20 protein-coding genes are annotated in these 23333 nt (G+C 64.1%); 15 read left to right on the top strand and 5 right to left on the bottom strand.

Features of this window, described 5'->3' with window-relative positions:
* The first annotated feature begins 33 nt into the window (after nucleotides 1-33).
* From gudD to SM130_RS01880, 8 genes are all read left to right on the top strand, one after another.
* Complete coding sequence (gene gudD, locus SM130_RS01845; protein ID WP_102824140.1) at nucleotides 34-1374, top strand: glucarate dehydratase; 1341 nt, start codon at nucleotides 34-36, stop codon at nucleotides 1372-1374.
* 439 nt (nucleotides 1375-1813) lie between these two features.
* Entirely contained in the window at nucleotides 1814-3367 is a 1554-nt protein-coding gene (gene garD / locus SM130_RS01850) for a galactarate dehydratase (RefSeq protein ID WP_102824619.1), read from the top strand.
* Between the two features lie 142 nt (nucleotides 3368-3509).
* Nucleotides 3510-5633 (top strand): TonB-dependent siderophore receptor, encoded by a 2124-nt coding sequence (locus SM130_RS01855; protein WP_102824141.1) that lies wholly within the window; start codon nucleotides 3510-3512, stop codon nucleotides 5631-5633.
* Nucleotides 5634-5682: 49 nt separating this feature from the next.
* Entirely contained in the window at nucleotides 5683-5979 is a 297-nt protein-coding gene (locus tag SM130_RS01860) for a DUF3649 domain-containing protein (RefSeq protein WP_102824142.1), read from the top strand.
* On the top strand, nucleotides 5976-7502 hold the full coding sequence (locus SM130_RS01865) for a PepSY-associated TM helix domain-containing protein (RefSeq protein ID WP_102824143.1): 1527 nt from the start codon (nucleotides 5976-5978) through the stop codon (nucleotides 7500-7502). Before SM130_RS01860 ends, SM130_RS01865 begins: the two co-directional genes overlap by 4 nt.
* A gap of 2 nt (nucleotides 7503-7504) precedes the next feature.
* Complete coding sequence (locus SM130_RS01870) at nucleotides 7505-7828, top strand: DUF3325 domain-containing protein (protein WP_102824144.1); 324 nt, start codon at nucleotides 7505-7507, stop codon at nucleotides 7826-7828.
* A gap of 54 nt (nucleotides 7829-7882) precedes the next feature.
* Complete coding sequence (locus SM130_RS01875; protein ID WP_102824145.1) at nucleotides 7883-8809, top strand: 2-hydroxyacid dehydrogenase; 927 nt, start codon at nucleotides 7883-7885, stop codon at nucleotides 8807-8809.
* 186 nt (nucleotides 8810-8995) lie between these two features.
* Nucleotides 8996-9889: an aldose 1-epimerase gene (locus tag SM130_RS01880; RefSeq protein ID WP_102824146.1), complete on the top strand. Its 894-nt coding sequence runs from the start codon at nucleotides 8996-8998 to the stop codon at nucleotides 9887-9889.
* An 84-nt stretch (nucleotides 9890-9973) separates the two neighbouring features.
* Here the strand turns inward: SM130_RS01880 and SM130_RS01885 are convergent, their stop codons facing one another.
* From SM130_RS01885 to SM130_RS01900, 4 genes are all read right to left on the bottom strand, one after another.
* Nucleotides 9974-11245, bottom strand: a complete 1272-nt coding sequence (locus SM130_RS01885; protein WP_102824147.1) for an OprD family porin — start codon at nucleotides 11243-11245, stop codon at nucleotides 9974-9976.
* A gap of 301 nt (nucleotides 11246-11546) precedes the next feature.
* Complete coding sequence (locus SM130_RS01890) at nucleotides 11547-12035, bottom strand: LEA type 2 family protein (RefSeq protein WP_102824620.1); 489 nt, start codon at nucleotides 12033-12035, stop codon at nucleotides 11547-11549.
* A 15-nt stretch (nucleotides 12036-12050) separates the two neighbouring features.
* Nucleotides 12051-12809 (bottom strand): slipin family protein, encoded by a 759-nt coding sequence (locus SM130_RS01895; RefSeq protein WP_102824148.1) that lies wholly within the window; start codon nucleotides 12807-12809, stop codon nucleotides 12051-12053.
* The gene (locus SM130_RS01900; protein ID WP_102824149.1) at nucleotides 12799-14178 is read right to left on the bottom strand and encodes an NfeD family protein; all 1380 of its coding nucleotides are present in this window, start codon (nucleotides 14176-14178) and stop codon (nucleotides 12799-12801) included. The genes SM130_RS01895 and SM130_RS01900 overlap by 11 nt, the downstream gene beginning before the upstream one ends.
* 189 nt (nucleotides 14179-14367) lie before the next feature.
* Here SM130_RS01900 and SM130_RS01905 point away from each other — a divergent pair, with 189 nt between their 5' ends.
* Entirely contained in the window at nucleotides 14368-15201 is an 834-nt protein-coding gene (locus SM130_RS01905; protein WP_102824150.1) for an MBL fold metallo-hydrolase, read from the top strand.
* Nucleotides 15201-15398 (top strand): hypothetical protein, encoded by a 198-nt coding sequence (locus SM130_RS01910; RefSeq protein ID WP_102824151.1) that lies wholly within the window; start codon nucleotides 15201-15203, stop codon nucleotides 15396-15398. The genes SM130_RS01905 and SM130_RS01910 overlap by 1 nt, the downstream gene beginning before the upstream one ends.
* Nucleotides 15399-15409: 11 nt before the next feature.
* On the opposite strand, the gene SM130_RS01915 is transcribed toward SM130_RS01910, so the two are convergent.
* Entirely contained in the window at nucleotides 15410-16402 is a 993-nt protein-coding gene (locus SM130_RS01915; RefSeq protein ID WP_102824152.1) for an SDR family oxidoreductase, read from the bottom strand.
* A gap of 441 nt (nucleotides 16403-16843) precedes the next feature.
* Between SM130_RS01915 and SM130_RS01920 the strand changes: the two genes are divergently transcribed.
* From SM130_RS01920 to SM130_RS01940, 5 genes are all read left to right on the top strand, one after another.
* Nucleotides 16844-17002: a YqaE/Pmp3 family membrane protein gene (locus tag SM130_RS01920; protein ID WP_003282625.1), complete on the top strand. Its 159-nt coding sequence runs from the start codon at nucleotides 16844-16846 to the stop codon at nucleotides 17000-17002.
* A 201-nt stretch (nucleotides 17003-17203) separates the two neighbouring features.
* Entirely contained in the window at nucleotides 17204-20713 is a 3510-nt protein-coding gene (locus tag SM130_RS01925) for a response regulator (protein WP_102824153.1), read from the top strand.
* Nucleotide 20714: 1 nt separating this feature from the next.
* Nucleotides 20715-21533 (top strand): CheR family methyltransferase, encoded by an 819-nt coding sequence (locus tag SM130_RS01930; RefSeq protein ID WP_102824154.1) that lies wholly within the window; start codon nucleotides 20715-20717, stop codon nucleotides 21531-21533.
* Nucleotides 21530-22132 (top strand): chemotaxis protein CheB, encoded by a 603-nt coding sequence (locus SM130_RS01935; protein WP_102824155.1) that lies wholly within the window; start codon nucleotides 21530-21532, stop codon nucleotides 22130-22132. Before SM130_RS01930 ends, SM130_RS01935 begins: the two co-directional genes overlap by 4 nt.
* Nucleotides 22133-22134: 2 nt before the next feature.
* On the top strand, nucleotides 22135-23325 hold the full coding sequence (locus SM130_RS01940; protein WP_102824156.1) for a hybrid sensor histidine kinase/response regulator: 1191 nt from the start codon (nucleotides 22135-22137) through the stop codon (nucleotides 23323-23325).
* Nucleotides 23326-23333: the final 8 nt, after the last annotated feature.

Consider the following 23333-nt stretch of genomic DNA (forward strand, 5'->3'; position numbering starts at 1 on the left):
CCGCATCCCTACAAGAACAACAGAGGGACACCCATGACCATCGCCGCAACGGGCACGCCCCGCATTACCGAACTCACCGTCGTGCCCGTCGCCGGGCAGGACAGTATGCTGATGAACCTGAGCGGCGCTCACGGCCCCTGGTTCACTCGCAACATCCTCATTCTCAAGGACAGCGCAGGGCACGTCGGTGTCGGCGAGGTGCCGGGCGGAGAGGCTATCCGCCAGACTCTGGAAGACGCGCGCGCCATGCTGGTTGGCGAGCCGATCGGCCAGTACAACGCCCTGCTCAACCGCGCGCGCCGCGCCTTCGCCGATCGTGATTCCGGCGGCCGTGGCCTGCAGACCTTCGATCTGCGCATCGCCATTCATGCCGTCACCGCACTGGAATCGGCACTGCTCGACCTGCTCGGTCAGCACCTGGAGGTGCCGGTCGCCGCACTGCTCGGCGAAGGTCAGCAGCGCGACGAAGTGGAAATGCTCGGCTATCTGTTCTTCATCGGCGATCGGAACAAGACCGATCTCGCCTATCGCGACGAATCCAGCGCCGATGACCCCTGGTTCCGCGCGCGCAATGAGGAGGCCATGACGCCGGAGAGCATCGTCCGCCAGGCCGAGGCAGCGTACGAGCGCTACGGCTTCAAGGACTTCAAGCTCAAGGGCGGCGTGCTGCGTGGCGAAGAGGAGGTCGAGGCGATCCGCGCCCTGGCCGCGCGCTTCCCGGACGCCCGCGTGACCCTGGACCCCAACGGTGCCTGGTCGCTGGACGAGGCCATCGGCCTGTGCCGTGATCTGCATGGCGTGCTGGCCTACGCTGAAGATCCTTGCGGTGCGGAGAACGGCTATTCCGGCCGCGAAGTGATGGCCGAATTCCGTCGCGCCACCGGCCTGCCCACCGCGACCAACATGATCGCCACCGACTGGCGGCAGATGAGCCACACGGTGCAGTTGAACTCGGTGGACATCCCGCTGGCCGACCCGCACTTCTGGACCATGGCCGGCTCCGTGCGCGTGGCACAGATGTGCAACGACTTCGGCCTGACCTGGGGCTCGCACTCGAACAATCACTTCGATATCTCGCTGGCGATGTTCACCCATGTGGCAGCCGCCGCGCCGGGCCGCGTCACCGCCATCGACACCCACTGGATCTGGCAGGACGGCCAGCACCTGACCCTCGACCCGCTGAAGATCGTCGGCGGCAAGGTGGCGGTGCCACAGAAGCCGGGGCTGGGTGTCGAGCTGGACTGGGATGCCTTGGGTCAGGCGCATGCGATGTACAAGGAAAAAGGCCTGGGTGCCCGTGATGATGCCATCGCCATGCAGTACCTGATCCCCAACTGGACGTTCAACAACAAAAAGCCCTGCATGGTGCGCTAAGCCTTTTTTGAGGGGCGACTTTGCGCCATTTTTTCATAGCGGCCCTGGCGCCCCAGCGTATCGGCAGACCTCCTCGTCGTAGGGTGGGCTTCAGCCCACCGGGTGCGGTGCCACGAACTAACGCTGGTCGATGGCGAAGTGACGGTGGGCTAAAGCCCACCCTACGGGAGGGGCAAGGGCAGCGTGGACAAGATGGCCCCCGCGGCTGGCGCCAAAAACTTGCCTTCGTAGAAGCCGGTCTTGGCCGCGATTTGGGGCCCGCGCTGCAAGTGGGCTCAGCATCGTAGGGTGGGCTTCAGCCACCAGAGGCGGTGCAACGAAATAGGCCGCTCGGTGAACGACGTAGACGCTGGGGTAATGCTCAGGCTACGGCGCTGGACCGAACGAAACCAGACCAGAACAACAACCGGACTGACCCGGAGCGAACATGAGCGAAACCGTGCAACTGATTCCCCACCAGGATTCCCCGCGTTGCATCCGTCTGAACGAGGCGGACAACGTGGCCGTGGTGGTCAATGACGGCGGCGTGCCGGTCGGCGCCCGTTTCGAGGATGGCCTGGTCACGGTCGAAGCGGTGCCGCAGAGCCACAAGGTCGCGCTGGTCGATATCGGCGAAAGCGAGCCGGTGCGCCGTTATGGGCAGATCATCGGTTACGCACTCGAGCCCATCCGCTGCGGCAGTTGGGTCAAGGAAACCCAGTTGAAGATGCCCAGCGCGCCGCCGCTGGACAGCCTGCCGCGCGCTACCGCCGTGCCGGACAAGCTCGCACCGCTGGAGGGCTACACCTTCGAGGGCTATCGCAATGCCGATGGCACGGTCGGTACGCGCAACATTCTCGGCATCAGCACCACGGTGCAGTGCGTCACCGGCGTACTGGAGCACGCGGTCAAGCGCATCCGCGACGAGCTATTGCCCAAGTACCCGAACGTCGATGACGTGGTCGCGCTGACCCACAGCTACGGCTGCGGCGTGGCGATCAATGCACGTGACGCCTACATCCCGATCCGCACCGTGCGCAACCTGGCGCGCAACCCGAATCTGGGCGGCGAGGCGCTGGTGATCAGCCTCGGCTGCGAGAAACTGCAAGCCGAGCAGGTAATGCACGAGGGCGATCCATCGGTGGATCTGCGCGAGCCGTGGCTGTATCGCCTGCAGGAGTCCAACACCGGCTTCGGCGAGATGATCGAGCAGATCATGGCGCTGGCCGAAACGCGGCTGAAGAAGCTCGACCAGCGTCGCCGCGAAACAGTGCCGGCGTCCGAGCTGATCCTCGGTATGCAATGCGGCGGCAGCGATGCGTTTTCCGGCATCACCGCGAACCCGATGCTGGGTTATGCGGCAGACTTGCTGGTGCGCGCCGGCGCCACGGTGATGTTCAGCGAGAACACTGAGGTGCGTGACGCGGTGTACATGCTCACTGCCCGTGCGGAAACCCCGGAGGTCGCCGATGCGCTGATCGCCGAGATGGACTGGTACGACCGCTATCTGGAACGCGGCGCCGCCGACCGCAGCGCCAACACCACGCCCGGCAACAAGAAGGGCGGGCTGTCGAACATCGTCGAGAAATCCCTCGGCTCGATCGTCAAGTCCGGTAGCAGCGCCATCAACGGTGTGGTCGGCCCGGGCGAGCGGGTCGAGCGCAAAGGGCTGATCTTCTGCGCCACGCCGGCCTCGGACTTTGTCTGCGGGACGCTACAGCTGGCGGCCGGGATGAACCTGCACGTGTTCACCACCGGCCGCGGCACGCCGTACGGCCTGGCCATGGCGCCGGTAGTCAAGGTGGCGACGCGCACCGAACTGGCCGAGCGCTGGCCGGACCTGATCGATGTCGACGCCGGGCGCATCGCCAGTGGCCGCGCGAGCATCGAGGAGCTCGGTTGGGAGTTGTTCCACTATTACCTGGACGTCGCCAGCGGGCGCGCGAAAACCTGGGCGGAGCGACACCGGCTGCACAACGACATCGTACTGTTCAATCCTGCGCCCATCACCTGAGCCGACTTACTCCCGGTATCGCCTGTAGCCGTGGTGAGGCGCTGGCAGGCGATACCGCAGAAGAGAGGTCAGGTATAACTTCTAAATAGAAACATTTATCAATATCATGCGCGTTCTCATCGAACAACAAGGTAGAACCCTCATGAGTCGCGTTGCCGCTTTGCCACCGTTTTCATTGCGCCCGTTGGTGCTGGGCTTGCCCGTACTGGTCGCCTGCTTCGCTGTTGAGGCTCAGGAGGCGGTCGAGCTCGAAGCGCAGCAGATCACCGCACCCCGTGAGAGCGAACGCGGCAATGGCCCGGTCGAAGGCTATGTCGCCAAGCGCAGCGCCAGCGCAACCAAGACCGACACGCCGATCATCGAGACGCCGCAGTCGATCAGCGTGATCACCGCCGACCGCATTCGCGACCAGGGCTCGCTGACCATCCAGGATTCGCTGCGCTACGTTGCCGGCATGCGTGGCGAGGCCTACGGTTTCGACAGTCGCGGCGATTCGGCGCTGATCCGTGGCGTTTCGCCGACCATATTCCTGGATGGCTTGCAGCAGAGCATCGGTAGCTTCAACAACACGCGCACCGATCCGTTCACTCTGGAGCGCGTTGAAGTCATCAAAGGCCCTTCCTCGATGCTTTATGGCCAGAGCTCGGTGGGCGGCTTGCTTAATTTCGTCAGCAAGCGTCCGCAAGCCGAGCAGAAAAACGAGCTGCAACTGCAGTACGGCAGCTTCGATCGCAAGCAGATTGCCTTCGACAGCACCGGCCCCCTGGACGACGATGGCACGCTGCTCTATCGCGTGGTGGCCATCCAGCGCGACAGCCAGACCCAGGTCGACCACACCAAGGACAACCGCCTGCTGTTCATGCCGTCGCTGACCTGGCGTCCCAACGAGCAGTTCGAATGGACGCTGATGGCCAACGTGCAGAAGGACGACGGCGGCACGACCAGTTCCTTCCTGCCGCACCGTGGCACGGTGCTTGGCGCGCCCTATGGCGAGATCGGCAGCGAGCGCTTCGTCAGCGAACCGGGCTTCGATGAATATGACAGTGAGCAAAAAGCGCTGACCTCGCAGATGGCTTGGCGCCTGGACGACACCTGGACGCTGCGGCAGAACCTGCGTTGGCAGAAGAGCAAGGTCAGCTACCAGACGATGTATGGCTGGCCGCCGGTGCTCGGTGCCGACGACCGCACGGTCAATCGCGTCTGGTCCGTCTCCAAGCCCGAAGTGACCATCTGGACGGCCGATCATCAGGCCGAGTCGCGCTTCGATACCGGCGCACTGCAGCACACCGCGCTGGTGGGCATCGACTACCGGCACGCGGTCACCGACAGCCGGACCGCTCGCGGTGTCGCCACGCCGCTCGACCTCTACGATCCGGTGTATGGGACTTTCGATCCGTCCGGCATCACGCTCTCGGACGTTCCGCAGCAGCGCGTCGCGCAACAGGGCCTGTACGCCCAAGACCAGATTCGCTACCAGAACTGGCTGATGACGCTCGGCCTGCGCAAGGACTGGGCCGACACGCGAGTCGAGCAGGGGACCCGGCAAAAGGATGATGCGGTCACTGGCCGGGTGGGGCTGACCTATCTCTTCGACAATGGCGTTGCGCCGTACATCAGCTACAGCGAGTCCTTCACGCCGATCATCGGCCTGGACACCATCACCCAGCAGTCCTACAAACCGCTCGAAGGCGAGCAGTGGGAGCTTGGTGTGAAGTATCAGCCGGCTGGCAGCAACACCCTGCTCACTGCCGCGGTGTTCGATCTGCGTGAGACCAACCGCCAGATGCCCAACCCGGCGAATCCACTCAGTACCATTCAGGCCGGCGAGGCGCGGGTCAAGGGCCTGGAGCTTGAAGGCCTTGTCGAGATGAACGCGAACTGGGATCTGATCAGCACCTACACCTACCTGGACAGCGAAGTGGTCAAGGGACCATCCGCGCAGCAAGGTAAACGCATTGCCAGCGTGCCTGAACACATGGCCTCGCTGTGGTCGCAGCATCGCTTCAGCATCGCCGGCATTCCCGGCTTCAGCGCTGGTGTCGGTGTGCGCTATGTCGGCGCCAGCTGGGATGGCACCGATAGCCTGAAGACGCCGTCGACCACGCTGTTCGACGCCATGCTCGGCTACGCCTATCAGGACTGGTCGCTCACCCTCAATGCCACCAACCTGGAAGACGAAACCTACTACACCACCTGTCTGTCACGTGGCGACTGCTTCACCGGCAACCGCCGCACGCTGACCGCGACCGCGAGCTACAGCTTTTGAGCAGCGTTGATCCGCAAAGCTCCTATCGGCCTGCAAGGGAGGATTCAAGGTGACCACTACTACATCCATCAACCGCTGGAGCATCGTCTCGCGCGTCCTCGCGGCGCTGGTCGGGGGCTATGCCATGGCCTATGCGGTGACCGCCTTTCTCGCGGTCTATCTGCCGCTGGCACGGCCTGACCGCGTGGTGTTTTCCAGCCTGGCCAGCTTCGCGGTGTGGACCGCCGTGGTGATCTACGTGTTCGCCGCGCGCAGCGCCAGCCGCATCTGGCTGCCGATCGTCGGCCTGACCGCGGTGCTGTGCCTGGCCGCATTCTTTTCCGGCGACTGGAGGGTTCGTCCATGAAACTGCGCCAAAGCATGGCCGGGCTGCACACCTGGGGCGGACTGCTGCCGAGCTGGTTGCTCTTCGTGATCATCTTCGCCGGCACGGTTGCGTGCTTCGACAAGGAACTCACGCGCTGGATGCGCCCCGCGCTGCACGACGGCGTGGTATCGAGCCTGGGAGCGGACGACGTACGGGGCTGGTTGCAGCAGAACGTCAGCGATGAGCTGCATGCCTTCTGGATGCACGGCCCCACCGAGCGTGAACCGTACTGGCGGCTCGGCTGGGAAGTGGACGGCACCGAGACGATCCACAATGTCGCCTTCGACCCGCGCAGTGCGCAGGCCACGCCCATGCCGGAAACCGTCGGTGGTGAGTTCTTCTTCAAGCTGCACTACAACCTGCACGCTGGCGACATCGGCATGTACATCGTTGGCCTGGCGGGCATGTTCATGCTCGTCGCGCTGGTGTCGGGAGTGATTATCCATCGGCGCATCTTCAAGGACTTCTTCACCTTGAGGCCCAAGGCCAATGGACAGCGCGCCTGGCTCGATGCGCACAACCTGTTCGGCGTGGTCGGTTTTCCATTCCATCTGGTGCTGGCCTACACCGGCGTGGCGATCTTCGTCGCGTCCTACATGCCGGCTGCCGCGCAGGTGAGCTACTCCGGCAATGTCATGCAGTACTTCGGCGAGGTGATGGGTAGCTATCACCGCGACGAGCTGCACCAGCCGGCCGCCGCGCCTACCTCGCTCGATGCGCTGATCGTCGAGTCGCAGCGGCAGTGGGACGGCGGCGAGGCAGGCTGGGTCAGCGTGCACCATCCCGATGACGCCTCGGCCGTGGTGGACATCCGCCGGCGGGACCGCTCGCGCATCGGCTCACCGCAGGACACCCTGACCTACGACGCCGCCAGCGGCGAGCTGCTCAATCGTCAGGATGCATCCACCGGCTATCGCGCCTACCTCTGGCTCGCGGGCCTGCATATGGCGCAGTTCGGCGGCACGCTGGTGCGCCTGCTTTATCTGCTGATGGGACTTGCCGGTTGCGCCATGCTGGTCGGCGGCCTGCAGGTCTGGCTGGCCAAGCGTGAGCAGCGAGGTGATCGGAGCGTGGTCTGGGTACGGGCGCTGAACGCCTCCGTATTTGCCGGCCTGCCGCTGGCCAGCCTGGCGCTGCTGTGGGGCAATCGGCTGATCCCGAGCACTTTCGCCGAACGCGCCGTGGCCGAGGGCTGGGTGTTCGTTGGCGCCTGGTGGCTAGCTGTGCTCTGGGCTGTGCTGCGGCGCCGGCAGAGCCGCCGCCTGCTGCGCGAACAACTGCTGCTCGGTGCCGTGCTCGCGCTTGGATTGCCACTGATCAACGGGCTGACAGCCGAGGGGCACCTGATCGCCAGCCTCGGGCGTGGCGACTGGACGTTGGCATCGGTTGATCTGTTCATGATCGTCGCAGGGCTGGCGTGTGCCGCCTGCGCCTGGCGCCTGAACGCAGCGCCGGCCCCCGCCGCGATGCGTAGCCGGGCAACCCGAGCACAGGAGGCGTGAACGTGTTGTTATTGGCTTTGGCCCTGGCCTACCTGGGTATGACGCTGCTCTGCCTGACCATGAACCGCCATCGTGGCGTGCTGCTTCGCGCTAATACGCGTTTGCCGGGGGCGGCGATCATCCGTTCACTGGCAGCGGTCTGTTTCGGCTTCGCCCTCTGGCTGTGCATCAACAGCCAGGGCGGCGAGATCGGAACGGTGATCTGGCTTTGTCTGGTGATGCTCTCCGGCTTGTTGCTGGTGCTGCTGCTGGCCTGGCGTTCGCGTTGGGTGTTGCCGGTCGCGCCGTTGCTGGCAGTGTGCGGCGTATTGCAGGGAGTGTTCTAACAACCCCACGGGCGGCACCGGTCGTGCGGCTCGCCAACTAGCAGAGGAAAATCGATGACCTGCATTCTTCAGATGGGCCCGCTAACCGAGCGATTTCAGCGGCGCCTGGACGGCCATGAAGTACTGACGTACTGGCAGGGCGACGCCGAAGCGCTGCTTGCCAAGCATGCCGAGCGTATCGAGATCATGGTCACCTCTGCGCGGTTCGGCTGCCCGGCCTCGCTGATCGAACGGCTGCCCAGCTTGAGAGCCATCTGCAGCTTCGGTGTCGGCTATGACTCCATTGCGGTGGAGGCCGCGAGGGCGCGGGGCATACCGGTAAGCAACACCCCCGAGGTACTCAACGACTGCGTGGCCGATCTGGCCTTCGGTCTGATTATCGACTGCGCCCGGCAGCTCGCGCAGGGCGACCGTTTCGTCCGAGAGGGCCGTTGGGCTGATGGCAATCTTGGCCTCGGCCGTCGGGTTAGTGGCAAACGCCTGGGTATCGTTGGGCTGGGGCGCATCGGCGAGGCGGTTGCCAAGCGTTCGACGGGCTTCGACATGTCGGTGCGTTATCACAATCGCCGGCCGGTTGCGGGCAGCCCGTTTCAATACGAGGCCGATCTGCACGCGCTCGCGCGCTGGTCTGATTTCCTGGTCCTTACCTGTCCGGGCGGGCCACAGACGCAAAATCTGATCGACCGTGCGGTGCTCGACGCACTGGGTGCCAAAGGCATTCTGATCAACGTGGCGCGAGGGTCGGTAGTGGACGAGCCAGCGTTGGTCGCCGCGTTGCAGGACGGCAGGCTCGGTGGTGCCGGGCTGGACGTCTTTGCCGACGAGCCGAGGGTGCCTACCGCGCTCTGTGAGTTGCCCAACGTTGTGCTGCTGCCGCACATCGGCAGTGCCACCCATGAAACCCGCGGCGCGATGGAGGATCTGCTTTTGGACAACCTGGACTGCTTTGTCCGTGAAGGCAGGCTGCTGACGCCGGTCTAGCGCTGCAGGTTGCCGCGCCAGTGCCTTGGCGGCGAAACGCCGTATCGCTGCGTTTGCAGGCGAAGCCCGGTTCCCCCGACCAGTTTCAACACTGGGCGTGGCAGCGTTCCCGGCCGCAGAACCTGGCGCAGCCTCATGCCCAAGCAACGTCGCTCCGCAGTGGGCGCCATCTGATATGGAGAAGGCATGGCTACCTTTGACCAGGTTCACCTCGCTCACGCTGGTTTCCGGCTCTCGGTCTGCCCGGCGCTGGGGGGCGCCGTCACCCGCTTCGCCCTCGATGATTTCGACCTGTTGCGGCCCTGGGATGGCAGCGAGCAGGTGCGCCGCGCGAGCTGCTTCGTGCTGGCGCCATACTCCAACCGCATCGGCGAGGGCCGATTCGACTTCGATGGCAGCACCCATCGGCTACGGCGCAACTCCCCTGATCACGCTTTGCCGATCCATGGGCTGGCCTGGAAGCGTGCCTGGCAGCTGGAAAAGCAGGGCAATGATCACCTCCTACTGAGCCTGACGCATGACCCGACCTGGGGCGAAAACGCCTTGGACTGGCCGTTTGCCTTCGAACTCGAGCATGAGATTCGCCTGGACCAGCAGGGCGCCTGGCTGCGGCTGGCGCTGACTAACCGTAGCGATGGGGTCATGCCGGCCGGCCTCGGCTGGCACCCATACTTCCCGCGCCACGACGGCGTGACGCTGGGTTTTGCCGCCAAGCAGGTCTGGTTGAGTGATGAGCAGCAGCTGCCGCACGAGGCGGTGGACGTGCCGCCGCGCTGGGATTATCGGCAGGCGCGGGAGCTGGGCGAGCCAGGGTTGGATCACTGCTTCAGCGGCTGGGATGCGAAGGCGGCGCTGCAGTGGCCCGCGGCGGGTGTCACGCTGCAAATCGAGGCGGACTCGTCGATGGCGCACCTGGTGGTCTACACGCCGCCTGCCGCGCAGGGCTTGTTCGCCGTGGAGCCGGTGTCCCATCTCAACAATGCTCTGAATCAGGCCGATCCGGCCAAGCATGGCGTGGTGTATCTGCAGCCCGGCGAGCGGCTGGAGCGCCACTGTCGTATGCGCGTCTCGCGTAGCTGAAGGCGAACGAAAAAAGGCCCGTCAGAAGACGGGCCAAAGATTTATCGCAACCGGAGCGAGGAGGGTTGCGTACTGCGCTACCGCTTACAGCAGAGACAGCGGGTAGTTGAAGATCAGGCGGTTCTCGTCGAACTCGGTCGTGTTGTAGTCGCGACGGATGCTGGAGTTGCGCCACTTGACGTTGAGGCTCTTGAACGGCCCGCTCTGCACGGTGTAGGCAAGCTCGGATTCACGACCCCATTCCTTGCCGTCATCCACGCCACCGGCTTCGATGCGATCACCGCTGATGTAGCGGTTCATGATGGTCAGCCCCGGAACACCCATGCCGGCAAAGTTGTAGTCGTGGCGCAGCTGCCAGGAGCGTTCGTTGGGGTTGTCGTAGCTGGAGTTGAACGAGTCGTTGGCCAGGGTGCCGCCACTGGTGCCATTGACGCGCATCCAACCATTGTCGCCGCTGACTTTCTGCAGGCCGACATAGAAGGTGTTGCCGCCTACCTGCAAGCCGAACAGGCCGGAGTAGGTCTTGTTGTCGAGGTCGCCGACCAGCGCGCTGCCTTCTTCCTTGCCGGTGAAGTAGCCGAGGTTGGCGGTCAGCGCCATGTTTTCGCCCAGCGGCTGGGTATGCAGGAGCTGGAAGTAGTTCTGCTGGTAGATGTCTTCCAGGCGCGCGTGCCAGGCGCCGACCTTGGTCTTCGCGCCAAGCTCGTACTCGCCACCGACGAAGTTGAAGCGATCTGAGGTCGCACCGGCGGAGCCCTGCAGGAACATGTCTTCCATGCTGCCGTCGTCGCGTGGGCTGTTCTGCCGCATCTGGCCGCCATACAGCGCCAGGCCGTTGATCTCCTTGGAGGTGATCATGCCGCCCTGGAAGGTCTGGGGCAGCGAGCGGCCGTCGTCCGAGCGCAGGATTGGCAACACCACCATCCACTCACCGACACGTACTTCAGTTTCCGAGAGCTTGGCCTTCGCCGCGACCGCCAGGCGGCCGAAGTCATCCGCCGGGTGCCGGTCGCCAGGTGCGCCATGCACTGGCAGCAGACCCGTGCCGTAGGTACCGCCGCCGCCGTCGAGCTTGACTGACAACAGGCCCAGCGCATCCACGCCGAAGCCCACCGGGCCGGGGGTATAGCCGGACTGGAAGTTGAGAATGAAGCTCTGCGTCCATTCCTCGGCCTTGCTCAGCGGAGCGTCCGGGTTGGTGAAGTTCCGGTTGATGTAGAAGTTGCGCAGATTCAGCGTCGTCGACGCGTCTTCGATGAAGCCTTCGGCCTGTGCATTAGCACAGATGCCGAGCGATGCGAGGGTGATACAGCCGCCAGCGAACAGCGCGACGGACGAGGGGGTGCGTGGGGTCATTATTGTTGTGCTCCCTTGCTTGATGGGCCGCCCCGGTGTGGCCACCGTGGGGGCGGTGGTCTATGCCTGATGGCAAGTCTAATGACGTCAGTTGTCATATGACCGCAGGCATTATGGCGATGAGCACGTTGTTGTCAATGTCGCTTAAAGTCGAAGGCGATCTTCCTGCAGGCGTTGCAGCCACAAGCTATAAGCGCGCAGATAGAGGAAAGGTTGGGGTTTTGTTTGTTCATTTGAGAACGCCCGTACTGGTCGTACAGGCGTTGATGTCGCGTTTTACTGCGTGTGGTGATCGTATGACTTATTGGCGGCGGTAGGGCGATGTTGCTGCCGGGGAAAGATCGAACGTGCCCCTTTCGACGAAGCGCTGGGTGCCGAACAGCCCGCCGGCGAGCTTGCCGCGCAATACGTAGGGCACCTCGTCGAGGCCGACGTGCTCAGCCAGGCCTAGGGCCTGACGCGCCGCGGAGAACGCCGAGATGGTCACCGGCACGCTGAGCACGCTTTCGCCGAAGCGCGGCACGGTGCCGCTCTGGTCGCTGACGCCACTGGCCAGCCGCCGGCCGTTGACCTCCAGATCGAGGGCGACGCCGTTGTAGTCGATGGCGGCCTCGTTGGGATTCTGCAGGCGCAGCCGGACCATGAAGCGCAACTCCAGGCCTTCGCCTTGCAGTGGCTGGATACCGGCAACCTGGACGTTGAGCGGGTCGCGTGGCGAAAGCGCCGCACATGCGCCCAATGCGAACGCAAGCAGGGCGATCAGCAGCAGGCGCAGCGGTCGGTGAAGCATGGCAAATAGGTGCACTCAGGATTTCCTGTCGAGGTTCTTGATGCCCTGCAGCAGCTCTATGGGCAGCGGGAAGACAATGGTGGAGCTCTTGTCGCTGGCGATGTTGCTCAGTGTCTGCATGTAGCGCAGCTGCATCGCACCTGATTGCCGACCGAGCATTTCGGCGGCCTGCATCAGCTTCTCCGAAGCCTGCAGCTCGCCCTCCGCATGAATGACCTTGGCGCGCCGCTCGCGTTCCGCCTCGGCCTGGCGCGCGATGGCGCGGACCATCGATTCATCGAGGTCGACGTGCTTGATTTCGACATTCGCGACCTTGATACCCCAGGCGTCGGTCTGCGTATCCAGGACCTGCTGGATATCGCTGTTGAGCTGTTCACGTTCGGCCAGCATGTCGTCCAGTTCATGCTTGCCCAATACCGCGCGCAGCGTCGTCTGTGCCAACTGGCTGGTCGCAGAGTGATAGTCCTCGACCTGGATGATCGCTTTCTCCGCATCGAGTACGCGGTAATACACCACGGCGTTGACCTTGACCGAAACGTTGTCGCGGGAGATCACGTCCTGGGTCGGCACGTCCAGCACCAAAGTGCGCAGGTCGACCCGCACCATCTGTTGCAGCCCAGGAATGATCATGATCAGGCCCGGGCCCTTGACCTTCCAGAAGCGCCCGAGCATGAACACCACGGCGCGCTCGTATTCGCGCAGGATGCGGAAGGTGGAGGCGAGCAGGCCCGCCAGCAGCACCAGCAACACCAGAAAACTCATTTCATAACCCATGGTTAAGCTCCTCTCGATTGGTTGATGGCTGTGCCGTGACTTCCAGTTGCAAGCCCTGCCGCGCGAGCACGCGCACCTGCTGGCCAATCTGCAGCGGCGCGGTGCTGTGCACCTGCCAGTTCTCGCCTTGCAGATGCACCCAGCCGCGCTGGGGATCGTTAGTCGGCACCGCGGTGATCAAGGCGAGGCTGCCGATCAGCTCGCTGTCGCCACCGACCAGGCGTTGACGCCGCGCCTTCAACGCCATGCTGACGATGGCAAAAACCAGCAGGGCGCTAGCGATGCCCAGCGGCACGATCAGTGAGAGCAGAATGCCGAAGCCGGGTACTTCGGTGTCGATCAGGATCACCGCGCCGGCGACGAACGCCGCGACCCCGCCGATGCCGAGTACGCCGAAGCTCGGCAGAAAGCCCTCGGCCACCATGAAGGCGATGCCCAGCAGAATCAGCGCCACCCCGGCGTAGTTCACGGGCAGCAGCTGCAGCGCATAAAGCGCGAGGATCAGGCAGATGCCGCCGAGCACGCCGCCACCGCCCATGCCCGGACTGGAGAATTCGAGAATCAGCCCGTAGATGCCGATCATCATCAGGATCAGCGCGACGCTCGGGTTGGTGATCACCGCCAGCAGGCGCACCCGCCAGTCCGGTGCGTGTTCGATCAGCTGAGCGTTGGCGGTGTTCAGGCCGACCTCGCCATCGATGGTGGCGAGGGTCTTGCCGTCCAGCTGGCGCAGCAGATCGGCCACATCGCGCGCCAGGTAGTCGATCACCTTGAGCTCCAGTGCTTCGCTCGCCGACAGGCTGACCGCTTCGCGAACCGCCTGCTCGGCCCACTCGGCATTGCGTTCGCGCAATTGCGCGAGCCCACGGATGTAGGCCGCTGCATCGTTGACCTGCTTGCGGCTCATGGCATCGCCGGGCGCCTGGGCGTCATCGTTCTTTTCGCCCTTCGGTTGTTCGGCTGGTTCACCGGGCATGCCGCCACCGATCTGCACCGGTGTCGCCGCGCCGAGATTGGTGCCGGGCGCCATCGCCGCGACGTGGCTCGCATAGAGCATGTAAGTGCCCGCGCTGGCCGCGCGGGCGCCGCTGGGGGTGACGTAGGTGGCTACCGGAATAGGGCTGGCGAGAATCGCCTTGATGATGCTGCGCATCGACCCGTCCAGCCCGCCGGGGGTGTCCAGCTCCAGCACGATCAGTTGCGCGCCCTCGTCGCGGGCATGTTCGAGGCCGCGCAGCAGGTAGTCGGCACTGGCCGGACCGATGGCGCCATCCACCCGCAGCAGTGTCACCGGCGCCGCAGCGGTTGCGCTCTGGACCGCGAGCACGCACAGCACGAACAGCAGCCAGCGAAGGGGGTGGCGAGGCATGGCGGATATCCTCTGGCGACGGCACGGCGCATCGCGTGCCCTTGTTGCCAGCTTAGACCACCGCATACCGTGCGGCGGCGAGTCAGGACGCCGCGCAATCGCCGACCGGGCTGAACTCCGACCGCGGGCATGGCCTCAGACCCAGTAGGGGCAGGCCATCCCTGCCGGCATGCTGATCGAGGAGTCTTCATGCGCATCCATCATCTGAACTGTGGCTGCATGTGTCCGCTCGGCGGAGCCTTGTTCGATGGCTTCAGCAAAGGGCTGACCGCACAGCTGGTCTGCCATTGCCTGCTGCTGGAAACCGACCAGCACGGGCTGGTGCTGGTCGATACCGGTTTCGGCAGTTGCGATGTACTGCGGCCCAGTGAACGGCTCAGTCCGTTCTTCCGCGCGCTCAACAATATCCAACTGGAGCTGCGCTACACCGCGCTGGAACAGGTACGTAAGCTCGGCTTTGCCGCCGAGGACGTGCGCCATATCGTGCTCACACACCTGGATTTCGATCACGCTGGCGGTCTGTCGGACTTCCCCGATGCCCAGGTCCACGTGCTGCAGCGCGAGATCGACGCCGCGCGCGCGACCCGCAGCTTCATCGGCCACAACCGCTATCGCCATCGGCAGTGGGACGATGTGCGCCATTGGCAGTTCTACGAGCCGGGCGGCGATACCTGGTTCGGTTTCCAGGCCGTTCGCGAACTGCGCGGCCTGCCGCCGGAGATTCAGCTGATTCCCCTTACCGGGCATACCCACGGGCACGCAGGCGTTGTGGTGCAGACCGACAGCGGCTGGTTGCTGCATGCCGGCGATGCCTATTTCTATCGCGAGGAAGTCGGCCAGACCGAACGCCACTGCACCCCGGGCCTGCGCTTCTACCAGCGAATGATGGAGGTGGACCGTACCGCACGCCTGGCGAATCAGCATCGGCTGTGGACGCTGTCGCTGGAGCATCGTGACGAGGTGACATTGTTCTGTAGCCATGACGCGCGGGAGCTCGCGCGCATGCAGGGCGGGGCGCACTGATGCCGGTGCCACGCAGCAAGGCCGTGGAGACGATGATGGCCATCGTGCGTTGGGTTGGCTTTGGTGCCTGTGCGCTGGCGGCGATCGGTTACGCCGCCATCGGCAACTACAACATGACCGGGGCGATGCTCGCACTGGCCGTGCTTTCCTGGATCAATATCCGCCGCAAGCGCGGGCGGCAACCGCCCCGCACCTGAATGCGGCAGTGTCAGCGTCCGCGCCTGCCCAGTGCCCAGCCGGCGCCCAAGGCCAGTAATGCGCCAGCGCCCAGGGCCAGCTTGCCGACACTTGCCGCGCTGAGGGTCAGCGCACGGGGCTGCGCCTGATCGCTGAAGCGCCCATCGGTGGCGTGCAGCCCTTCCACGGGCTCGAACAGGTTATCGGGCCGGTCCTCCGGCTCGCGCTCGGGGATCAGCTGGCCGTCCCAGGCCTGCCGGGCCAGCATGCGATCGAGCAGGCCGGGCATGAACAGCGTGCCGATGATCGCTTTCATGCTCGCGGTGCCGACCCACAGCTCCCGTGGCGCTTCATGAGCGGCGCGCAGAATCGCGCGGGCCGCGACTTCCGGTGTGTGGATCGGCGGCACCGGTTGCGCACGCCAGCCCACCTTGTTGCGTGCCCAGGAGAACTGCGGCGTGTTGTGCGCTGGCAGCTGCACCATGCTCAGGCGAATGGCGCTGTTGTCGTGGATCAGCTCACAGCGCAGCGAGTCGATGAAGCCGCGAATGGCGAACTTGGCGCCGCAGTAGGCGGACTGCAGCGGTATCGCGCGGTAGGCCAGCGCCGAGCCGACCTGGACGATGGTGCCGCTATTGCGTGGGCGCATGCAGCGCAGGGCGGTGAGGGCGCCGTGCACGCTGCCCAGGTAGGTCACCTCGGTGACGCGGCGGATTTCCTCGGCGGTCAATGCGCCGAAGGGGCCGAACACCGTGGTCATCGCCGCGTTCACCCAGACATCGATAGGGCCCAGCTCTGCCTCCACACGGTCGGCCGCTGCGTCCAGTGCAGCGGCATCGGCGACATCAGCGGAAATCGCCAGGACCGTCGCGCCCAGCGCTTCGAGTTGCGCCTGGGTGTCGCGCAGGCCCTGTTCGCCTCGCGCGATCAGCGCGACCCGGTAGCCGGCTCTGGCGAATGCGTCGGCCGTCGCGCGGCCGACTCCGGCGGTCGCACCACAGATCACCGCGGTTGGTTCAGGCATTAGGTATCCCTCTGGTCGATGCATGTAAAGCTCGCGTGCGGCACGCAAGCTGTGCTTAAACGACCCGTACAGGCAGTGGCGAGTTCCGACTTTGGCGCGGGGTGTTCCTTACTGAATCGCTCGGCTATCGACCAATGGCCAATGGTAGGCAAGCACCCCATCTGGGATGGTTAGCAGGCTAAGCGATAACCTTGGCACCGCCGCTCTGCTCATAAGGCAAAGCGGCATGACGCAGCGCCGCTCCTGTCACATGCGTGGCCGCGTCTTCCCCCTCTGTGCATCCATCCGATGCCCTCGGCGGCTTATCCGGTCGCCTGCGGATTTCTACTCGCTGCCCTTGCGGCAGCGGGTATCTCGCCGTCACGGCAAGGAACCCGTCTGCGCCGATCAGGTCGATTCAATAGGCCCTGCAATGGCCACCCTGACCTGACGGAGACCATGATGGACCTCATCCGCATCATTATTGCGATTCTGCTACCACCGCTTGGCGTGTTCCTGCAGGTGGGTTTCGCTGGCGCGTTCTGGCTGAACATCCTGCTGACGCTGCTGGGCTACATTCCCGGCATCATCCATGCGGTCTGGATCATCGCCCGCCGCTGATCGCTCCGGCCCGGCTTCCCGCCGGGCCGTTTTGAACTCCTTTCAGTGCCCGTGTAGAGTCGCGCCTTCTGCTGCGTTGCGGAACCTATTACGCGCGCAACACTCAAGAAAACGCTGGTAACCAAGCGCCATCATCCGATGGTGGTGGCTACGCCTGCTTCTCACGCGTTCGGCCTGCCCAGGGCATACGGAAAGGAAACCATGAGCGAGTCTTTCATCGACCAGAGCAATTTCAGACGGATCCTCAACCGTAACGTGGCTGTGCCACTGGGTTTCGGCTTTCTCAGCGCATTCTTCTTCAGCGCCATCGTCTACTACCTGCTGAGCGTCAGCCATTGGGTGGAACAATCGGTCAAGGGGGTCGCCCATGCCCATGAGGCGCTGCGTCTGGTGGCCGATCTGGAAACCGGCCTGCGCGGCTACCTGATCGCCGGCGAGGAGCCGTTTCTCGATCCCTATCGCCAGGGCTTGGGGCACATGGAGAAGGAGCTCAACGAGCTCAAGGCGTATGCCCGCGATAACGCGCTGCAGCTTTCGCGCCTCGACAAGATCGATGCAGCCCACCATCTCTGGCTCGCCTTTGCCGACGAAGGCATATCTCGGCGGATGGCCGGTGAGCCGATAGTCGATTACGTGCGCACCCGCCGGGGCCTCGACCTGACCAACCAGCGCCGCGGCCTGCTCAACGATTTCATCGCCGAGGAGCGCCAGTTACGGGCCCAGCGCACCGACACCTCGGAAATCGTGACCACCGCGCTGATCGGTGGCTTCCTGCTGTTCAGTCTGATTTTCAGCGGCCTGCTGGTCTACCTCGGCCGTCGCGATCTGACCTCGCTCTCGGAGAGCTACTCGGAGTCGCTGCAGCGCCAGCAGACACATGCCGACGCGCTGGAGAAACAGGCCTGGTACCGCACCGGGCAGACCCAGCTCGGCGATTCGATCATTGGCGAGCTGGCCTTGCCGGCGCTGGGCCAGGGAGTGCTGAACTTCCTCTCGCGCTACATCGATGCGGCAGTGGGCGCGCTGTACGTGGTGCAGGACGGCAAGCTGCAGCGTGTCGCCGAGTATGCCTACGACCCCGACCATCTACAGAGCGCGCGTACGCTCAATATCGGCACCGGTCTGGTTGGTCAGGCCGCGCTGGAGCGCCGCGTGATGGCGCTGGAAGACCTGCCGGCGGACTATCTCAAAGTCACCTCGGGGCTGGGTGATACCGCACCGCGTTCGGTGCTCATCGTGCCGGTGGAAGACAGCGGCATGCTCAATGGCGTGATCGAACTCGGCTTTCTGCGGCCGCTGCGTGAGCAGGACAGCGAATTGCTGCGCCGCATCGTGCCCAGCATCGGCTCGGCCATTGAAGCCGCGCGCTACCGCCAGCGTCTGCAGAAGGTGCTGGCCGAGACCCAGCAGCTCAACGAAGAGTTGCAGGTGCAGCAGGAAGAACTGCGCGCCGCCAACGAGGAGCTGGAAGAGCAATCCAACGCCCTGCGCGAGTCTCAGGCGCACATGGAGGAACAGCAGGCCGAGCTGGAACAGACCAACGAGCAGCTGGCCGAGCAGACCGAAGCCCTGTCGCGTCAGCGCGACCAGATGGACGAGAAGAACCAGCGCCTGAACGATGCGCAGTTGATGCTTGAACAGCGTGCCGACGAGCTGCAGCGTGCCAGTCGCTACAAATCCGAATTCCTCGCCAACATGTCGCACGAGTTGCGCACCCCGCTGAACAGCTCGCTGATCCTGGCCAAGCTGCTGGCCGACAACCCCGCCGGCAATCTCAGCGACGAGCAGGTGCAATTCGCCAGCTCGATCTATTCGGCGGGCAACGACTTGCTCATCCTGATCAACGACATTCTCGACATCTCCAAGGTCGAGGCCGGCAAACTCGAGGTTCATCCCGAGCTGACCATCCTCACCCGTCTGGTCGATGGGATGAAAAACCTGTTCCTGCCACAGGCCATGGAGCGCTCGCTGCAGTTCAGCGTTGAGCTGGCCGATGAGCTGCCGGCCAGCCTGTTCACCGATCGCCAACGGCTGGAGCAGATCCTCAAGAACCTGTTGGCCAATGCCTTCAAGTTCACCGAGAAGGGCTCGGTGACGCTGCGTGTCGAGCCACGCGGTGACGACCTGCTGGCGTTTGCCGTGCGCGATACCGGCATCGGCATTGCGCATGAGCAGCAGGCGGTCATCTTCGAAGCGTTCCGCCAGGCCGACGGCACCACCAATCGGCGGTACGGCGGCACCGGCCTGGGCCTGTCGATCTCGCGCGAGCTGGCCAACCTGCTCGGTGGCCAGATCGAGGTCCAGAGCACGCCGGGCGCGGGCAGCACCTTCACCCTGGTCGTGCCGCAAAGCTACAGCGAGGCGCGAGTCATCGAGCCGGCGGTAGCGCAGCCGAGCAGCAGGCCGCCCGTGGCTGTGCAGCCGGTTGAAGCGCCGCGACGTCGCGACGAGCAAATGCCGCCGAGCCATGCTGTTGCAGCACCATTGCAGCGCCTGCCGGATGACCGCGACACGTTCCCGTTCAAGGAGCGTTGCGTGCTGGTCATCGAGGACGAGCCGCAGTTCGCGCGCATCCTTCATGATCTGGCCCACGAACTGCAGTACAGCTGCCTGCTGGCGCAGAGCGCTGACGATGGTTTCGATACGGCGGTGCAGTACAAGCCGGACGCGATCCTGCTCGACATGCGCCTGCCGGATCACTCCGGCCTGACCGTGCTCGAACGCCTCAAGGAAAACCCGGCGACCCGCCATATTCCGGTGCATGTGGTTTCCGTGGAAGATCGCAAGGAGGCCGCGTTGCAGATGGGCGCCGTGGGGTACGCGATGAAGCCCACCACCCGCGAAGATCTCAAGGACGTGTTCAGCCGCCTGGAAGCCAAGTTGGCGCAGAAGGTCAAACGCATCCTGCTGGTCGAGGACGATGCCTTGCAGCGCGAAAGCATGTCGCGGCTGATCGAGGACGTCGATATCGAGATCACTGCCGTCGCGTTCGGTGCGCAGGCGCTTGAGCAGCTACGCGACACGGTGTTCGACTGCATGATTATCGACCTCAAGCTGCCGGACATGGACGGCAGCGAACTGCTCGAACGCATGGCCAAGGAGGACATCTGCTCCTTCCCGCCGGTGATCGTCTATACCGGGCGCAACCTCACCCGCGACGAGGAAGCGGCGCTGCTCAAGTACTCGCGCTCGATCATCATCAAGGGCGCACGCTCGCCGGAGCGCCTGCTCGACGAGGTCACGCTGTTCCTGCACAAGGTCGAGTCGGACATGCCGCCGGAGCGGCAGAAGATGCTCAAGAGCGCGCGCAGCCGCGAGAAGGCCTTCGAGGGGCGCAAGATCCTGGTGGTGGACGACGACGTGCGTAACGTCTTCGCCCTGACCAGCGCGCTGGAGCAGAAGGGCGCGCTGGTGGAAATCGCCCGCAATGGCCTGGAGGCCATCGACAAGCTGCAGCACGACGTTGGCATCGACCTGGTGCTGATGGATATCATGATGCCGGAGATGGATGGCTTCACCGCCATGCAGGAGATTCGCAAGGACGTGCGTTTCGCCAAGCTGCCGATCATCGCGGTAACCGCCAAGGCGATGAAGGATGACCAGGACCGCTGCCTGAGCGCTGGCGCCAACGACTACCTGGCCAAACCCATCGACCTCGACCGGCTGTTCTCGCTGATCCGCGTCTGGCTGCCCAAAGTGGAGCTGCTGTGACATGCCCGACCGTAACGTCGAGATCGAACTCAAGCTGCTGATCGAGGCCATCTACCTCAAATACAGCTACGACTTTCGCGATTACTCCGGCGCTTCGCTCAAGCGCCGGGTATTGCTGTCGCTCAAACAGCTGAACTGCGTGAGCATCTCCGACCTGCAGCGCAAGATTCTCTACGACCCGAAGGCGTTCATGGATCTGCTGCAGTACCTCACCATTCCGGTCAGTGAGATGTTCCGCGACCCGAGCTATTACCGCTCGCTGCGCGAGCATGTGGTGCCGGTGCTGCGCACCTATCCGTCACTGAAGATCTGGATCGCCGGCTGCAGCACCGGCGAAGAGGTCTACTCGATGGCCATCCTGCTCAAGGAAGAAGGCCTGCTCGAGCGCTCGATCATCTACGCCACCGACATCAACCCGCGCTCGCTGGAACAGGCGCGCCAGGGCATCTTCGCCATCGACCACCTGCGTCAGTACACCGCCAACTACCAGCAGGCGGGCGGCACGCGCAGCTTCTCCGACTATTACACCGCCGCCTACGACTCGGCGATCATGGACAAGTCGCTGAAAGAAAAGGTTACGTTTGCCGACCATAGCCTAGCGACCGATAGCGTATTTTCCGAAACGCAATTGATCTCCTGCCGCAACGTGCTGATCTACTTCAACAAGCCGCTGCAGGATCGTGCCTTCGGGCTGTTTCACGAATCGCTCTGCCACCGAGGCTTCCTCGGTCTCGGCAGCAAGGAAACCGTCGAATTTTCGGGCTACGCCAAGCACTACGAGCCGTTCGACAAATCGGAAAGGATCTTCCGCAAGCTATGAGCAGCTCAGAGCAGGCGATTCTGCAAACGAGGCGCCAGCCGCCGATCGAGGCGGTGGTCATTGGCGCCTCCGCCGGTGGGCTGGAGGCGCTCGGTATGGTGCTCGAGGGCCTGCCGAGCGGCTATCGCCCGCCGATCCTGGTGGTCCAGCACATACCCGCCAACGGGCCTACCCACCTGGCCGAAATCTTCCGGCGCAGGACCCGGCTGCAGGTCAAGGAAGCGGACGACAAGGATCAGTTGCGCCCCGGAATGTTGTACTTTGCCGCACCTGGTTATCACCTGCTCGTCGAGGGCGACCACAGCCTCTCGCTGAGCCAGGACGATGCGGTGCATTTTTCCCGCCCCTCGATCGACGTGTTGTTCGAATCGGCAGCCGATACCTGGGGACCGCAGGTCGCGGGCGTGCTGCTGACCGGCGCCAACGAGGACGGCGCTGCCGGCCTTGAAGCGATTCATCGCAGCGGCGGGCTGACCGTGATTCAGGACCCTGCCGAAGCAGCCGTACCGACCATGCCGCGAGCCGCCCTGCAGCGCTTCGCACCGGATTACATCTTGCCTCTGCGCGACATTCACCGTTTGTTGCGAGAACTGGAGTGACCATGCCTGACCGTACCGACGAGGTTAATCTGCTGATCGTCGATGACCTGCCGGAAAACCTGCTGGCACTGGATGCGCTGCTGCAGGCGCCCGGTGTACGGGTTCATCAGGCCGAGTCGGCCGAGCAGGCGCTCGAACTGTTGCTGCGGCACGAGTTCGCGCTGGCCATCCTCGATGTGCAGATGCCCGGCATGGACGGTTTCCAGCTGGCCGAGCTGATGCGCGGCACCGAGCGCACCAAGCAGATCCCCATCGTTTTCGTCAGCGCGGCCGGTCGTGAGCTCAACTATGCGTTCAAGGGCTACGAAAGCGGTGCGGTGGATTTCATGCACAAACCGCTGGATGCCCATGCGGTGCGCAGCAAGGTCAGCGTATTCGTCGACCTGTATCGCAGCCGCAAGCGCCTGGCGCGCCAGCTGGAGGCGCTGGAACGCAGCCGCCGCGAGCAGGAAGTGCTACTCGACGAGCTGCGCAGCACCAAGGCCGAACTGGAAGACGCGGTGCGCATGCGCGATGACTTCATGTCGATCGTCTCGCACGAACTGAAAACGCCGCTGAACACCCTGATTCTGGAGGTGCAGCTGCGCAAGCTGCAGCTCGGCCGCAACAATTTCGCCGCTTTCACTGAAGAGCGGCTACGCAACATGGTCGGCAAGGACGAACGGCAGATCCAGAGCCTGATTCGCCTGATCGACGATATGCTCGATGTCTCGCGCATCCGTACCGGCAAGCTGTCGATCCGCCCGATTCGCACCGATCTCGCCCAGCTGGTCGGCAATGTCGTGGAAAGCTTTGCGGCGCAAATGGAAGCCTGCGGCTGCGATCTGCTTTTGCAGCGCAACGAGTCGATCATCGGCGTCTGGGACGCCTTCCGCATCGAACAGGTACTGGCCAACCTGCTGACCAATGCCATGCGCTACGGCGCTGGCAAACCGGTGCAGGTCAGCGTCATGACCTGCACAGAAGGCGCCTGCATCGAGGTGCGCGACCACGGCATTGGCATCAGCGCGAAGAGCCTGGAGCGCATCTTCTGCCAGTTCGAGCGCGCCGAGGGCAGCGAAGGCAGCGCTGGCCTGGGGCTGGGCCTGTTTATCGCCGACCAGATCGTCAGAGCGCACAACGGCCGCATCCAGGTGCAAAGCGTGGAAGGGCAGGGCTCGCAGTTCCGCGTGCTGCTGCCGTTGAGGGAGTAGGCGCTGAA

Source organism: Stutzerimonas stutzeri, from assembly GCF_038561965.1.
Lineage (GTDB): Bacteria > Pseudomonadota > Gammaproteobacteria > Pseudomonadales > Pseudomonadaceae > Stutzerimonas > Stutzerimonas stutzeri_AA.